This window comes from Thomasclavelia spiroformis DSM 1552 (assembly GCF_025149465.1).
Classification (GTDB): domain Bacteria; phylum Bacillota_I; class Bacilli_A; order Erysipelotrichales; family Coprobacillaceae; genus Thomasclavelia; species Thomasclavelia spiroformis.
Genome location: NZ_CP102275.1, coordinates 767,875 through 782,824, shown reverse-complemented (window position 1 = coordinate 782,824; position 14,950 = coordinate 767,875). Strand labels below are relative to the sequence as shown.

Sequence of the window (14,950 nt, the reverse complement as noted above, 5' to 3'; positions counted from 1 at the left end):
GACATAAAAAGGTTAATTTTTCACTTAACCTTTTTAAACACTATTCACTTGGAATTATAATCGCAGCGATAATATAAGCAATAATTCCACTACCAGCCATTGCAAACAAAACAATCCAACCTAATCTAACTAATGATGGATCCAAATCAAAATATTCAGCAATTCCACCACAAACACCACATATCATACGATCATGTCTTGAACGATACAATTTTTTCATTACTGCACCTCCATTTTTATATCAATATCACTTGCATCACAGTTTACACTTATTTTTTTCATTCCACCACTAAAACTATAATCATCACTTAAACCATCAGTTTTATAATTCCCAATTCTAACACTACCTAAATCACAACTTACATCATAACTATAATCTACTTCATTCCCTACCATCATTGCTTCAATATCACCCACGTCGCAATCAAAATAACTATTTTGACAATCTAATAAATCAATAGTTGCCTTACCTGCGTCAACTTCAACATTAAGATTTGTTGATGTAATTTTTTTGGCACCAAAATTACCCGCATCAATACTTACTTCAATATCTGTTGCATAAATATTTTCAGCTTCAAAATCACTTGCATCAATATTTATATCAACATTATTAAATTGATAATTAATCGGTATATAAATCGTTATCTTTTTATTTAAATTAAAAATATTAAAATTATCTTCAATTATCAAAGTATTATTTTCATTAATTATCTTTGTAGCGCTATTACTACTTACTTTAATTATACTACCATCATACTCTTGAATAATCACTTTACTAGCATCAACTTCAATTTCAAGATCGTTAATTCCCGTAAACTCATATTCATTATTATTAGATATATTAATACTATCAAAATACGTACTCTTTAATTGTGAAAAACCCCCAAGAATAGTTCCACTGATCAATAGAATCAAGGCCATTAATAAACATCCCAAAATAAAATATTTACTTTTTTTCATACCATTCACCTACCCTACCAATCATTTCTCGACAAAACTTAATTCCTACTTTAAACAAATATGGAATAAGTTTTACTAACATTTTTCCAATCCAAAAAAATCCAAATGATAAAACTATCAAACCAAATCCCACAGAAAAAATAATTAAAGCAGCTCCTGTTAACTCACCAAGAATCATTATTCCTTTTACAAAACAAGCAATTGCTCCTATTAAACATCCCACACCAGCACAAAAACTACCTAATGTAACTCCAAATAATCCACCAACAATACCAATAACAATACCAAGCAAGCCACTAAAAACCGGTATTCCAAAAATAACAATACCAATAATTATTAAAATCAATAATAATTTATTACGTTCTTGATTCCCTTTAAAATGACTTTCATTTTTTACATCATTATTTTTAGTTTTAATAATTTCCTGATTTTGTTCAAATGATGAATTAGACATCCCTTTATCACCATATTCAATATCTTGTTCAAAATTTTCATTAATTCCAGCTTTAATAATAGCAGCAACTTTTTCCGGTGTTCCCAATTCATTAATTACTTGTTGTTCATTTTCAATTCCTGCTTCATCAAAATAATCTTGATAATATTGAGTTGCCTCATCTCTTTCAACATCTTCAATATCTTGAAGCAAAAATGCCAGTTCATCAAGAAATTCTTTACGATTCATCATTATTTTCCCTCCTCAATAATTCGATTAATTTTTTGTACATAAATCGTCCATTCTTGACGATACATCTGTAATTGTGCTTGTCCTTGAGGTGTGATTTTATAATAGCGACGATTTCTTCCCTGATATTCTTGGTCATATGTTTCTAGACAATTATCCTTTAATAATCTTCTTAAAACTGGATAAAGAGTTGATTCAGAAACATCAAGGGCATTACGAACATCTTGCGTAATTTTGTATCCATATGTTCCATCTATTTCTTTAGAAACTACTGATAAAACAATTGTATCTAATAGCGCAGCACCAGTATTAAATATCATAGTAACTTCCTGGTATATTGAAGTTACTCATACAAAGAGTAATAAATCTAATATACCAATTCTCCTTTCTACCTGAATTATTTGGTATCACTTCAGGTTGTGTTAAAATGTGTAATTGTGAATGTGGATTTGTATTTTTTTCCTTATTGCTTTGACTTTTCAGAAAGGATCTTACCACTTCTTTGTATCGCATTTATTATTAGTTGTATGAGTCTTTTGAATTATGAACACACCAGGTTTTTGATACCTTTGAAGTGGATCTGATTTCACAATCACAAATCATCTTAAGAAAGGAATTGATAATTATGAAACTTGTTGGAATTGACATTGCCAAATATAAACATGCCGCTTTTATCATGGATGCTTCTACTGGCGAATCTTTATGTGATCCTTTTTTATTCAAAAACAATAAAGATGGATTTCAAAAATTTTATGACGAACTTAATAAATACACACAAGATGAACTTTTAATCGGTATGGAAGATACCGGACACTATAACTTTGCCATTGAAAGCTGCTTATTGGCTAAAGGTTATAAAGTTGCTTTAATCAATCCTATTACCACTAAGAACCTTAGAAAAGCTTCTTTAAAAACTGTTAAAAGAGATAAAGAAGATGCTATTTTAATTACCAAAGCTCTCCTAGATAAAGATTACTATCGCATCATCTCTATTCAAGATGAGAAATTAAAGGAGGCCAAAGAATTAACGCGCTATCGTACACAATTGACAATTGAAATGAATCGTAAGAAAAATATTCTTCAAAGACATATTGATATTGTTTTTCCTGAATTTAATACATTATTTAATAATGAATACACCATTACATATTTAAATATTTTAAGAAAATATGGTGATGCCTATACCATTGCACATACAGATATTCGTTCTTTAAGAAAATGTTTTAAATACTGTAATATCTTCTCAGCAGAAGACTTAAAAGAATTAGCTTCTAATTCTGTGGGTATTCATGATGTTTCTATTTCTTTTATCATTCAATCGGTTATTTCCAGTATTGATTTAATAAACTCTCAAATTGAAGAATTAGATAAAAAAATAGAAGAACTCGCCATCACACAAGATTCTTCTATCACATCAATACCAGGAATATCAATTATTACTGGTACTTCTATTTTAGCTGAACTTGGTGATATAAGTAAATACTCAAATGCAGGAAAATTAATTAAATTTGCAGGTGTGAATCCATATATCAGTGAATCTGGCGAATTTTCAGCTGATAAAACAGCCATAACCAAGAAAGGTTCTAAATATCTAAGGGCAACACTTTATCGAGTCATCATACCTGTAATACGCCACAACCCTGCATTTAATAACTACTATCATTTAAAACGAAGTCAAGGTAAAGGACATCTTTGCGCTTTAGGTCATTGTGTAAGAAAACTTTTAAGAATCATTTATCATCTTGAAATAAATCATATTACTTTTGATATAAATTCTCTTAAATAATCAAAATATTTATCGAACTAAATTCTATTAAAATAAGCTATTTTTACGATAGTTCTTTTTAACATTTTTTCATTCACAATTTCAAAGATCAAATACTATATTTTCAAGTAATTTATTTTCATACTATTTCATAATCTACTACTTGACTTTAATATAGTTGTCTTTCTACTTATTTTAGAATATTATATGAAATATAATATTATTAGTCAACAAATAATATTAAAAAAAGGACTAATGTCCTTTATTTGTTGCATTTACCATTTTTAAATGATGGATTAAATGCATAATAATTTTTAGAATTTAAACGTTTTTTAACTAATTCTAATGCTTCAGCAAATCTTTGATAATGAACAACTTCACGAGCTCTTAAAAAACGTATTGGTTTTTTAATTTCTTCATCATCAACAAGAGCTAAAATATTGTCATAAGTTGTTCTTGCCTTTTGTTCCGCCGCCATATCTTCAGTTAAATCAGTTATTGGGTCACCTTTAGATTGGAAATATGCTGCCGTAAATGGTACATTGTTAGCTCCTTGTGGATAAATACCCAAAGTATGAGTTACAAAATATTTATCATAACCTTGTTTTTTAATTTCATCAATCGATAAATTTGCTGTTAACTGGTAAATAATTGCACTAATTATTTCTACATGAGCAAGCTCTTCAGTTGCAATATCGGTTAACAGTGCCTGAATTTCCGGATAAGGCATTGTATAGCGTTGCGATAAATATCTTAAAGCTGCTGCTAATTCTCCATCTGGTCCTCCTAATTGATCAATAATTACTGCTGCTGCTTTAGCATCGGCTTTTTTTATATTTACTGGATATTGCAATCGTTTTTCATACAACCACATGATTCATCACCTACCCATGGCCATGGTGCACAAATATACCCATTTCTATAAGCGTTAACTTCGCGATTATTTAATGAATTTCCTTGTCTACGATATTCTCTTTTAGCTTCATTTAAACGAGTACTAGCTTCATGAAAATAGCGCATTGCTTCTTCATCATTAGGATGAGTATCAATAAATAAGGCAGCATCTTGAACAGCAAAATCTAACATCATTACATTCATTAATAAATCATTCATCATTTAAATTCACCCCAAGGCAGATTCAGTTCTTCAAATATCGTTCCTACATGAAATGCCTTCATGATTGGATAAATCATTCTAAATCTTTGATATTTGATAGATGAAATAGCTAATTCTAATTTATTCATATTAATTCCTCCTTTCACTATAATATATGTCAATGTAGTATTTAGCACTAGGCGATTATTTTTTATTAATATGATTTAAACAAATTTAAACAAATATATTTTTTTTCTTTACATTTATTATTTTATATGCTATTATATTAGAGCAGTCAGCAATAATAGAGGTATAGTTCAATGGTAGAATACCGGTCTCCAAAACCGTTGATGTGGGTTCGACTCCTACTACCTCTGCCAGGATAAAAATGTGTAGCTTAAATAGCTACTTTTTATTTATATATAAAGCAAATATCATATAAAAAAATGAAGCAAAATTGTCTTAAATCCTAAAAGTTAGATTAACTTTAAAGGACGCTACAAATGCTTCATTTTTTATGTTTACTATTAAATTTTCTTTATAACCTTACATGGTACTCCTGTTGCAATGCTATTTGCCTCAATATCTTTAGTTACAACACTGCCAGCCCCTATTACACAACCATCACCAATTTCTACTCCAGGTAAAACAATAACATTACCGCCTAACCATACATTATTTCCAATTAAAATCGGTAAAGCTTGTTCAATTCCTTGATTTCTTGTTTGATAATCTAAAGGATGATTAGCCGTATAAAAACCACATGATGGTCCAATAAATACATTATCACCTACAGTAATTTTAGCGCCATCCATGAAATAACAATTACTGTTAATAAATACATTTTTACCTAAAACTATATTATTTCCATAATCACAAGTAAAAGGACTTAATAACTCTAAGTTATCAGGTTGATAACCTAATAATTTATTAATAATAGAATTTCTTTTTTCTAAATTACTTGGTTTGATTTGATTTAATTCAAAACATAGATCTTTAGCATTTAATCTTTGTTTTACTAATTCTTGATCAGTAGCATTATACCATTTACCTAATAACATCTTTTCTTTTTCTTTCATTTATATTCTCCATTTTAATAAATTATTCAGTTCTTAAAGCAGTTACAGGATCTTTTTTAGCCGCTTTTTTAGATGGGATAATTCCTCCTAATAAAGTTAATAATACACTTAAAACAATTAAAATAATAGCACTTACTAAAGGAAGAACTGCATTAACATCTGTAGAGCCAACTAAACTATGAATAATTTGATTAGCAGGAACCAACACAATTAAACATATTAAAATTCCTAAAACCCCTGAACATAAACCAATAATAAATGTTTCCGCATTAAATACTTGAGAAATATTTCTTTTTGAAGCTCCAATTGCACGCAAAATACCAATTTCTTTTGTTCTTTCTAATACTGAAATATAAGTAATAATTCCAATCATAATCGACGATACTACTAATGATACTCCTACAAAAGCAATTAAAACATAAGAAATAACATTAATAATTGTTGTAACCGAAGACATCAATAATCCCACATAATCAGTATACGTAATTTGATTTTCTTCACTAACTGTTTCATTATAATCATTTATACATCTTGAAATTTCATCTTTATCTTCAAAACTATCAGTATAAATATTTATTGCACTAGGTGCATCATAATTTATTAAACCGAACATTTCCATATTATCATCATATGTTCCCGTTGAAATATATGAATTATAAATTTCTAATAATACTTCATCATCTGGATTTTCTAAATAATTATCTAACGCTGCTGCTAATTGAACTTCACTCATATTTTGAACATTTGCATTTCGATTAGGTGAAGTCATTAAAATTTCTTGACAAAACCTAGCTTTTTCAGATATCCCTAAATTAGATAAATACTTTTTAGTATCTTCGATTCGAGCACTATTATCACTTGGAGAAAAAGTCATTCCATTAGTTATATTAATTTCTTTACTAGCTTCTTGTGCTTTAACAACCTCACTATTATTAGTATAATCAATAATATAATCAGTCAACGCTTTTGTATAACCAATATTTTGATTAATCAATGTACTTGTATCATCGTTATTAGGTCGAACAACTCCTGTTATTTTAAGTTTAACACCATTATCTAAAAGACCTTCCATTTTTGTCATATCATCTTTAATACTGCTATATAATCCATTTCTATTTTTGATATAAGTAGCACTATCTGGAATCAAATAAAATTCTTTTGAACAAATATCTTCATAGCTCCATTTTTGATTTTCAAAACTTACGGTTTCGCCATTATTTATTTTATTCATTACATCTTTATATTCACTCGCTGGTAAAATTCCTAGTTGATATAACACAGTTAATGAAATTTCATTATTTTTATCCAATACTAAAACAATTTCATCATATTCATTTGGCCACTTACCATAAACCACATCATAATTATCTTTTAAAACTTTACTAACACTACTATCTTTTTTACCAGACATCAATTCTTGAAAATTGGATCTAGTAGGATTAGTCATCATTGAGGAATTATCATTACTATTATCATCTAAAGTACTTCCATCAGTATTAACTAATTCACCATTAGGATCTCTAGTATAAACTCCAAATTTAGTATCATAAGTATAAACTATTCCATTTTCTCCTACAAATTCATTGATTTCGCTTTTAGGATTCTCTAGATACTTTTTAAATTCTGTCAAATTATTTTTTGTAATATTTGTTGTCATTGTTGAAGCCATTTCTAAATCTCTTGAATTTGAATACACTCCATCTTTTTTATGATCAACATCATTAGTCACTAAACTTTGATTTTCACCCATAACAGAAGTTAAATCAATCGTTTGCGCTTCAATTGAGATAGGATAAGAAGACATTGTGTCCTTTTGAATATCACTAATATAATTACTTACCCCATTGGAAAGCGATAAAATTAATGCAATTCCAATTATCCCTATCGATCCAGCAAAAGAAGTTAATAACGTTCGTGCTTTTTTAGTTTTTAAGTTATTAAAACTTAAAACCAAAGCTGTCAAAAATGACATCGAAGATTTCCCCATGTTTTTATACTTAACTTCCGGTAAATCCTTTTCATCAAGATTATAAGGGTTTGAATCATCAATAATTTTTCCATCTTTAACCTGAACAATACGACTTGCATAACTTTTAGCTAGTTCAGGATTATGAGTAACCATTACGACCAAACGATCTTTAGCAACTTCTTTTAATAAATCCATTACTTGAACACTTGTTTCACTATCCAATGCTCCAGTTGGTTCATCTGCAAGTAAAATATCTGGATCATTAACTAAAGCTCGAGCAATAGCAACTCGTTGCATTTGTCCTCCCGAAAGCTGATTTGGTTTTTTATAAATATGCTTTTCCAAACCAACTTGTTTTAAAGCATCAATTGCTCGTTGTTTACGCTCGCTTTTAGATACTCCAGAAATTGTTAATGCCAGTTCAACATTAGCAAGAATACTTAAGTGCATAATTAAATTATAACTTTGAAAAACAAAACCAATCGTATGATTACGATATGAATCCCAATCACGATCTTTATATTGTTTTGTTGAAATACCATTAATAATCAAATCACCACTATCATAGCGATCTAAACCACCAATAATATTCAACAAAGTTGTTTTTCCAGAACCACTTGGTCCTAAAATTGCTACAAACTCACTATCACGAAGATTTAAGCTAATATTGTCTAAAGCAACTTGTTTTAAATCTCCTGTAATATATTGTTTTGTAATATTTTTAATTTTAAGCATTTTATTTACCACCTCTTATTTGCCATATTTTATATTCCTTAAATTAACTTATTATGTATTACTTATTAAATTATAGTTAAAATATATTTTAATTATACTTATCCATCATGCTTTTTAAGTATTATCAATTATATAAAATGAGTATTTTACTATATTTTTTGTTCTTTTATAATAAAAGATAATAGGAGGTAATTTAGATGAAATATATAAAATTAGGTGTTTCTGATTTAAATGTTTCAAGAATATGTTTAGGATGTATGGGCTTTGGTGATGCCTCAAATGGTCAACATTCTTGGACCGTTGACAAACAGACAACTCGTAAAATTATTAAATATGCATTAGATAAGGGAATTAATTTTTTTGATACCGCTATTGCTTATCAAAATGGAACTAGTGAACAATATGTCGGTAAAGCCTTACGTGATTTTGCTAAAAGAGAAGATGTTGTCATTGCTACAAAATTTCTTCCTCGCAGTCAAGAGGAATTAGATAATAATGTTAGTGGTCAAGTTCATATTGAAAGGAGTTTAAATCAAAGCTTATTGAATTTAGGTGTTAATTACGTCGATTTATATATTTATCATATGTGGGATTATCATACTCCAATGGAGGAAATCATGGATGGTCTTGATAAAATTGTCAAAGCTGGTAAAGCTCGTTATATTGGAATTTCAAATTGTTTTGCTTGGCAACTTGCTAAAGCTAATTTTTATGCAAGAGAACATAACATGAATGAATTTATTTCAATGCAGGGACATTATAATCTTATTGCTAGAGAAGAAGAAAGAGAAATGATTCCATTTTGTCAAAGTGAACAAATTGCCCTTACCCCATATAGACCTTTAGCAGGTGGACGATTAGCAAAACAACCAGGAATTATGACAAAACGTTTAAAAGAAGATACTTATGCTAAATTTAAATATGATCAAACAGCAAAGATGGATCAAGAAATTATTGATCGTGTTTATAAGCTTGCTAAAAAACATCAAGTCTCAATGAGTGAAATATCACTTGCCTGGCTACTTACAAAAGTCAGTGCGCCTATTGTAGGTACAACAAAATTAGAACAAATTGACGCAATGGTAAAAGCAACTGAAATTACTTTATCACCTGCAGAAATCAAATATTTAGAAGAATGTTATCTTCCCCATCCATTAGTTGGTGTTATGGCACAAAATGGTAAGCAAAAAGCTGGTAATGTTGTTTAATTATATTAATGTTTTTTATGTATAACAATTATTTGTTATGCTTAAAAAGCATTTTTTATTTGAGAAAGTTGTATTTAAGTGTTATAAATAAAATAAGGAGGTGTTTACGTGGAGATACGTGTTTTAAAATATTTTTTAATGGTGGCTAGGGAAGAAAATATTACTAGAGCAGCTAGTCTTTTACATATTACTCAACCGACTCTTTCTAGACAATTAATTCAATTAGAAGAAGAATTAGGGGTTACATTATTTTTAAGAAATAAACATCGTATTACTTTAACAGAAGATGGTATGTTACTTAGAAGAAGAGCTGAAGAAATTGTATCGTTATCAAAAAAGATTAAAGAAGATTTATCTAATAAAAGCAAAGAATTAACGGGAAAAATATGTATTGGCAGTGGTGAATTAAAAAGTTCTCAATTTTTAGCTGAGCTAATTAATTCTTTTCATCAACAACACCCACTAGTGAAATTTGAAATTTATAGTGGTAATTCTGATAATATCAAAGAACGAATCGACAATGGTTTATTGGATATTGGTTTGCTTCAAGAGCCTGTTGATATTGCAAAATATAGTTTTGCACGTACGCCATTTAAAGAAAGATGGGGAATTCTTGTTAATAAAAGTTGTAACTTAAGCAAAAAAAATTTAATAAAACCAGAAGATTTAGTAAATGTTCCCGTTATTATGCCACAGCGTGAACTTGTTCAAAATGAATTAAAAAATTGGTTTGGTGATTATGCTGATCAAATTGAAAGTGTCGCAAGTGGTAATTTACTATATAATCAAGCAGCCCTGGCACGTTGTCATATGGGATGTATTATTACACTTGAACTCAATTGTACTTATGATGATTTACACTTTGTTCCGTTTTCACCAAAATTAGAATCAGGTACTGTTTTAGTATGGAAAAAAACTCAGTTTTTTTCACCAGCAGCAACTGCATTTATTCAATTTTCTAGAAATTATATAAAAAACATAAACAATACCTTATAAGCATTATCAATAATATCATATAGGTATTAGACATATAATTTAATAAGATTTACAATATAAGTGTTCAAAAGAACACTTACTTTTTTTTACGAGGAGGAATTTAATGACCATTGATGAAGCAAGCAAACGTTATAATATCCCCTTAAATATTCTTCATGAATATGAACGTTGGGGATTATGTAACGCAGTAAAAAAAGTAATGGGTGCCTGGCAATATGATGACACAGATTTAGAGCGTTTAAGCTTAATTATGACATTACATGATATTGGTTTTGAAAGCTTTGAAATAGAAACATATATGAAACTACTATTAGAAAAAGAAAATAGTGAAGATCAACGTCTTAAAATACTAGAAGATAAAAGGCGAAATATTTTAGATGATATTCATTTAAAAGAAAAGCAATTAAATTATTTAGATTATCTACGTTATAATATAAAATTAGGAGGATAAAACTATGAAAAACTATTATGAAACTGATCCCGAATTTATGGAACGTTTTGAAAACTTTACTTTTAATGAAGTTGTTAATGAGAAAGGACAAACACTAGATGATTTCACTCGCTATATGGCAATTATTTCTACATTGCTTGGATGTCAAGGAATTGATGTATACAAACTAACTTTGCCACGTGCTCTCGATGCTGGATTAAGCCCTGTAATGATAAAAGAAATAGTATATCAGGCTGTTGATTATTTAGGAATTGGTCGTGTGCTCCCTTTTTTAGATGCCACAAATGATATTTTAACTAAACGGGGTATTAAACTTCCATTAGAAAATCAAGCAACAACTACTTTAGAAAATCGTTTAGAAAAAGGAATTGAAGTCCAAGCAACTATTTTTGGTGAACATATGAAAGAAGCATGGAAAAGTGGACATATTAACCGTTGGTTAGCTGCTAATTGTTTTGGAGACTATTATACACGTACAGGTTTAGATTTAAAACAACGAGAAATAATCACTTTTTGTTTTTTAGCTGCACAAGGAGGATGCGAACCTCAATTAATTGCTCATGCTAAAGGAAATATGAACTTAGGAAATGATAAAGATTTCTTGATTAGAGTTGTATCTCAATGTCTTCCTTATATTGGCTATCCTCGTAGTTTAAATGCAATTACTTGTATTAATAAAGCTGCTGAATAATATTTAAACATCAATAATAAAAAAGGACTGTAAAATGATTTACTGTCCTTTTTATTATTTATACTTTTTAACTAACACTTGATAATAAAACAATTGTTTCTGTATGAATTGTATGAGGGAACATATCAAATGGATATAAAACATTACCTCGATAACCTAATTTAGAAAAATATTTTATATCTCTAATTTGAGTAGTTGGATCACATGATATATAAACTACTTTTTTAGGATTTAAGATTTTAATAGCATCCATAAATTCTTTAGTACTACCACTACGTGGGGGATCCATAATAACACAATCAACACGTTGTTTAGTCTTTGCTAGTACAGCCATAAAATTCGATGCATCATCATTTACAAATCTAATATTCCCTATTTTATTCATTCTTGCATTATTATTAGCATCTTTTATGGCGTCTTGATTAAGTTCTACGCCAATAACCTCTTTAGCCTTTTTAGCAGCAACCATACCAATTGTTCCAATTCCACAATAAGCATCAATTACTATTTCATCACCCTTTAATTCCAATAAATCAATTGCTTTATTATATAAAGCCTGACATTGTTCATGATTTATCTGATAAAAAGATTTCGGTGAAATCTTAAAAGTCAAGCCACACAATTCATCAACAATAAACCCTTTACCATATAAAACCTTTTCCTCATTACCTAAAACAATACTTGTCTTTCTTTTATTAACATTTAAAACAACTGTTTTAATACTTGGAAAACTCTTAACTAACTCATTACAAAAATTCTTCGATCCTTTAAACACATTATCATTACATACTAATACGATCATTGTTTGATCTTTAACAATTGCACGACGAATTAAAACATGACGTAATAATCCTCGTTGACGTTTTTCATCATAAATACTTACTTGATATCTTTTTAACAAGCTTTGAATTTTCTTTATTATTAAATCACTAACTTCTTCATGTAATAAACATCGATTATAAGGAATAATACGATGACTGTTTTCTTCATAAAAACCAAATTCATATTTTTGATTAAAAGCAACAATAATCTTATTACGATACTCATATGGATATTGCATTCCTTTGATTTTTTCTACTTTATACATATTTAAATTATTATTTTTCAATAAATCTTTACAATAATTTGTTTTAATTTCTAATTGTTTATTATAGTCAATATTAATATATTTACAACTTCCACATTTTCTTTCAATTAAACATTTCATTTTATCACCGCCATCAGTATATCATAAATATATTTATATCGACATAATAAAAAAGATTATTTTCATAATCTTTTTTATACTGCTACTTTTTCTTTTGTTATAGTTTTTTCATTTGGATTTTTATATGTCGGTACTAATTCCTTGATAAATGTTCTGATATCTTCTACTTCTTCATATGCCTCTTCTTTTAGTTCCTTTAATCTTTCAAAGAATACCTCTTCATTCATTTCGATTGGTTTCCCTATATGAATCAGCTTATTTGGTGTCTCCTGTAATCCTTCTTCTTTCATTAACAGCTCTTCATACAGCTTTTCTCCCGGTCTTAATCCCGTATATTCTATCTTGATATCTACATCTGGTTCAAACCCTGATAGCTTGATTAGATTTCTTGCCATATCTGCTATATTTACCGGTTTTCCCATATCTAAAATGAAGATTTCTCCTCCTTTTGCATATGCTCCTGCCTGTAAAACTAGTGATACCGCTTCTGGTATCGTCATAAAATAACGGATGATATCCGGATGCGTTACAGTTACCGGTCCCCCTGCTTTGATCTGCTTTTTAAATAGCGGTATTACTGATCCATTTGACCCCAGTACATTTCCAAATCTTACTGCAACAAATTCTGTCTTTGATTTTTTATTGTATGACTGTACGATCATTTCACAGATTCTCTTTGTTGCTCCCATGACATTTGTTGGATTGACTGCTTTATCTGTAGAAATCAGAATAAATCGTTTTGTGTTATATTTATCAGCAGCCTTTACTACATTCAATGTTCCAAAAACATTATTTTTTACTGCTTCATTTGGTGAATCTTCCATCAGTGGCACATGTTTATGGGCTGCTGCATGATAAACGATATCCGGTCTAAAGCGTTTGAATAATGAATCCACTCTTTTAGTATTTCTTACCGATGCTATCATTACTTCCAGATTTAAATCATGATATTTTTCTTTAAGTTCTAACTGAATATCATAAGCATTATTTTCATAGATATCGACAATGATCAGTTGCTTTGGCTTGCTTGCCGCAATCTGACGGCATAGCTCGCTACCGATTGATCCGCCTCCACCGGTTACCATGACTACTTTATCCGTTACATAACCCATGATATCTTCTAGGTTGACTTCAATTGGATCACGTCCCAGTAAATCTAAAACATCTACTTCCTTAAAATCAGAAATATGAACATTGCCATTTAATAATTCATACATACCCGGTAATTTTTTAATCAGACATTTTGTTTCCTTACAGATATTCAAAACATCTGCCAGTTCTTTTTTATCAGCCGAAGGGATAGCTACTAAAATCTCTTCAATGCCAAACTTTTCAACAGCTTCTACAATCTTATCTCTTCCGCCATAGACTGTAACTCCATGAACACTTCTTCCCTGCTTGCTACGATCATCGTCAATAAAGCACATTACTTGTTTATATACCTGTTTAGAATTGATGATTTCTCGATAGATCTTTTCTCCAGCTAACCCAGCACCAATGATCATAACTTTTTGTAGATCTTTTACTTCTTTATTATCGATATTAAAACCGATTTTACTGTGTTTTAATCTAAGCAAACGATATAAAAAACGTTCACCACCTAAAAACATCGTCAAGAGCATAAAGTAAATAAAATAACAGCTTCTAGGTAAACTGTTACCGCTAACTTCAAATAAAATAATGTTTGCTAAACTGTCAACAATAGTTGTCAGAACAATATTTCTAAGTTCAATAATCGAAGCAAACTGCCATAAGCTATGATAAAGTCTAAAATACCAGAAGATTGCAATTGCAATAACCAGTATTGGCAATGACATTATAAATAACCGCTCTAAGTAATGTTCTGGAATAGGTCCATTAAATCTAAGCAACAATGCTCCATATAATGAAAATATGACACATAAAATATCGGTTATTATTAATATTATTCTTCTAAAATTTAATTGCAATTTTTCATTTGTTGCCTTCATTATTATTCTCTCCCCCTATTTAATTGTATTTGCCCTTTTTATATTTCTCGATATAATATTTCAAAAACATCTTTATTATTATAAATTTCTAGTAATAAATCAAGTCTTTTATTTATTAAAATTTCTTTTTAGACAAAACAAG

Annotated in this window: 16 protein-coding genes and 1 tRNA gene; 6 read left to right on the top strand and 11 right to left on the bottom strand. The window is 29.1% G+C overall.

What is annotated here, in order from left to right; all coding sequences use genetic code 11:
• Positions 1-40: 40 nt before the first annotated feature.
• From NQ543_RS03510 to NQ543_RS03495, 4 genes are read right to left on the bottom strand one after another with little or no spacing between them, the layout of a single operon-like run.
• A complete protein-coding gene (locus NQ543_RS03510; RefSeq protein WP_004610319.1) occupies positions 41-220 on the bottom strand; it encodes a PspC domain-containing protein in 180 nt (59 codons plus the stop codon).
• Positions 220-960 (bottom strand): DUF4097 family beta strand repeat-containing protein, encoded by a 741-nt coding sequence (locus tag NQ543_RS03505; RefSeq protein ID WP_004610318.1) that lies wholly within the window; start codon positions 958-960, stop codon positions 220-222. Before NQ543_RS03505 ends, NQ543_RS03510 begins: the two co-directional genes overlap by 1 nt.
• Positions 947-1,645: a DUF1700 domain-containing protein gene (locus NQ543_RS03500; protein WP_004610317.1), complete on the bottom strand. Its 699-nt coding sequence runs from the start codon at positions 1,643-1,645 to the stop codon at positions 947-949. Before NQ543_RS03500 ends, NQ543_RS03505 begins: the two co-directional genes overlap by 14 nt.
• Positions 1,645-1,962, bottom strand: a complete 318-nt coding sequence (locus NQ543_RS03495) for a PadR family transcriptional regulator (protein WP_004610316.1) — start codon at positions 1,960-1,962, stop codon at positions 1,645-1,647. The genes NQ543_RS03500 and NQ543_RS03495 overlap by 1 nt, the downstream gene beginning before the upstream one ends.
• A gap of 305 nt (positions 1,963-2,267) precedes the next feature.
• Here NQ543_RS03495 and NQ543_RS03490 point away from each other — a divergent pair, with 305 nt between their 5' ends.
• The gene (locus NQ543_RS03490; RefSeq protein ID WP_004609254.1) at positions 2,268-3,428 is read left to right on the top strand and encodes an IS110 family RNA-guided transposase; all 1,161 of its coding nucleotides are present in this window, start codon (positions 2,268-2,270) and stop codon (positions 3,426-3,428) included.
• 241 nt (positions 3,429-3,669) lie between these two features.
• On the opposite strand, the gene NQ543_RS03485 is transcribed toward NQ543_RS03490, so the two are convergent.
• The 3 genes from NQ543_RS03485 to NQ543_RS03475 are packed head-to-tail and all read right to left on the bottom strand — an operon-like array spanning position 3,670 to position 4,651.
• Entirely contained in the window at positions 3,670-4,281 is a 612-nt protein-coding gene (locus tag NQ543_RS03485; protein WP_004610314.1) for a manganese catalase family protein, read from the bottom strand.
• Entirely contained in the window at positions 4,245-4,523 is a 279-nt protein-coding gene (locus NQ543_RS03480) for a spore coat protein CotJB (RefSeq protein ID WP_004610313.1), read from the bottom strand. Before NQ543_RS03480 ends, NQ543_RS03485 begins: the two co-directional genes overlap by 37 nt.
• The gene (locus NQ543_RS03475) at positions 4,520-4,651 is read right to left on the bottom strand and encodes a spore coat associated protein CotJA (protein WP_083784291.1); all 132 of its coding nucleotides are present in this window, start codon (positions 4,649-4,651) and stop codon (positions 4,520-4,522) included. The genes NQ543_RS03480 and NQ543_RS03475 overlap by 4 nt, the downstream gene beginning before the upstream one ends.
• Positions 4,652-4,808: 157 nt before the next feature.
• Between NQ543_RS03475 and NQ543_RS03470 the strand changes: the two genes are divergently transcribed.
• A tRNA-Trp gene (locus NQ543_RS03470) sits at positions 4,809-4,882 on the top strand.
• A 147-nt stretch (positions 4,883-5,029) separates the two neighbouring features.
• On the opposite strand, the gene NQ543_RS03465 is transcribed toward NQ543_RS03470, so the two are convergent.
• Together NQ543_RS03465 and NQ543_RS03460 are read right to left on the bottom strand one after the other, a co-directional pair.
• A complete protein-coding gene (locus NQ543_RS03465) occupies positions 5,030-5,581 on the bottom strand; it encodes a sugar O-acetyltransferase (RefSeq protein WP_004610311.1) in 552 nt (183 codons plus the stop codon).
• A gap of 22 nt (positions 5,582-5,603) precedes the next feature.
• Positions 5,604-8,285 (bottom strand): ABC transporter ATP-binding protein/permease, encoded by a 2,682-nt coding sequence (locus NQ543_RS03460; protein WP_004610310.1) that lies wholly within the window; start codon positions 8,283-8,285, stop codon positions 5,604-5,606.
• A gap of 197 nt (positions 8,286-8,482) precedes the next feature.
• Here NQ543_RS03460 and NQ543_RS03455 point away from each other — a divergent pair, with 197 nt between their 5' ends.
• From NQ543_RS03455 to NQ543_RS03440, 4 genes are all read left to right on the top strand, one after another.
• Positions 8,483-9,493 (top strand): aldo/keto reductase, encoded by a 1,011-nt coding sequence (locus NQ543_RS03455; protein WP_004610309.1) that lies wholly within the window; start codon positions 8,483-8,485, stop codon positions 9,491-9,493.
• 108 nt (positions 9,494-9,601) lie between these two features.
• Positions 9,602-10,489, top strand: a complete 888-nt coding sequence (locus tag NQ543_RS03450) for a LysR family transcriptional regulator (protein ID WP_039904504.1) — start codon at positions 9,602-9,604, stop codon at positions 10,487-10,489.
• A 103-nt stretch (positions 10,490-10,592) separates the two neighbouring features.
• Entirely contained in the window at positions 10,593-10,940 is a 348-nt protein-coding gene (locus NQ543_RS03445) for a MerR family transcriptional regulator (protein ID WP_004610307.1), read from the top strand.
• 4 nt (positions 10,941-10,944) lie between these two features.
• Positions 10,945-11,631 (top strand): carboxymuconolactone decarboxylase family protein, encoded by a 687-nt coding sequence (locus NQ543_RS03440; protein WP_004610306.1) that lies wholly within the window; start codon positions 10,945-10,947, stop codon positions 11,629-11,631.
• 67 nt (positions 11,632-11,698) lie between these two features.
• Here NQ543_RS03440 and rlmD read toward each other — a convergent pair whose 3' ends face one another.
• Positions 11,699-12,838, bottom strand: coding sequence for a 23S rRNA (uracil(1939)-C(5))-methyltransferase RlmD (gene rlmD, locus NQ543_RS03435; RefSeq protein ID WP_004610305.1), 1,140 nt, complete (start codon positions 12,836-12,838; stop codon positions 11,699-11,701).
• Positions 12,839-12,912: 74 nt separating this feature from the next.
• The gene (locus tag NQ543_RS03430) at positions 12,913-14,808 is read right to left on the bottom strand and encodes a polysaccharide biosynthesis protein (protein ID WP_004610304.1); all 1,896 of its coding nucleotides are present in this window, start codon (positions 14,806-14,808) and stop codon (positions 12,913-12,915) included.
• Positions 14,809-14,950 lie beyond the last annotated feature (142 nt).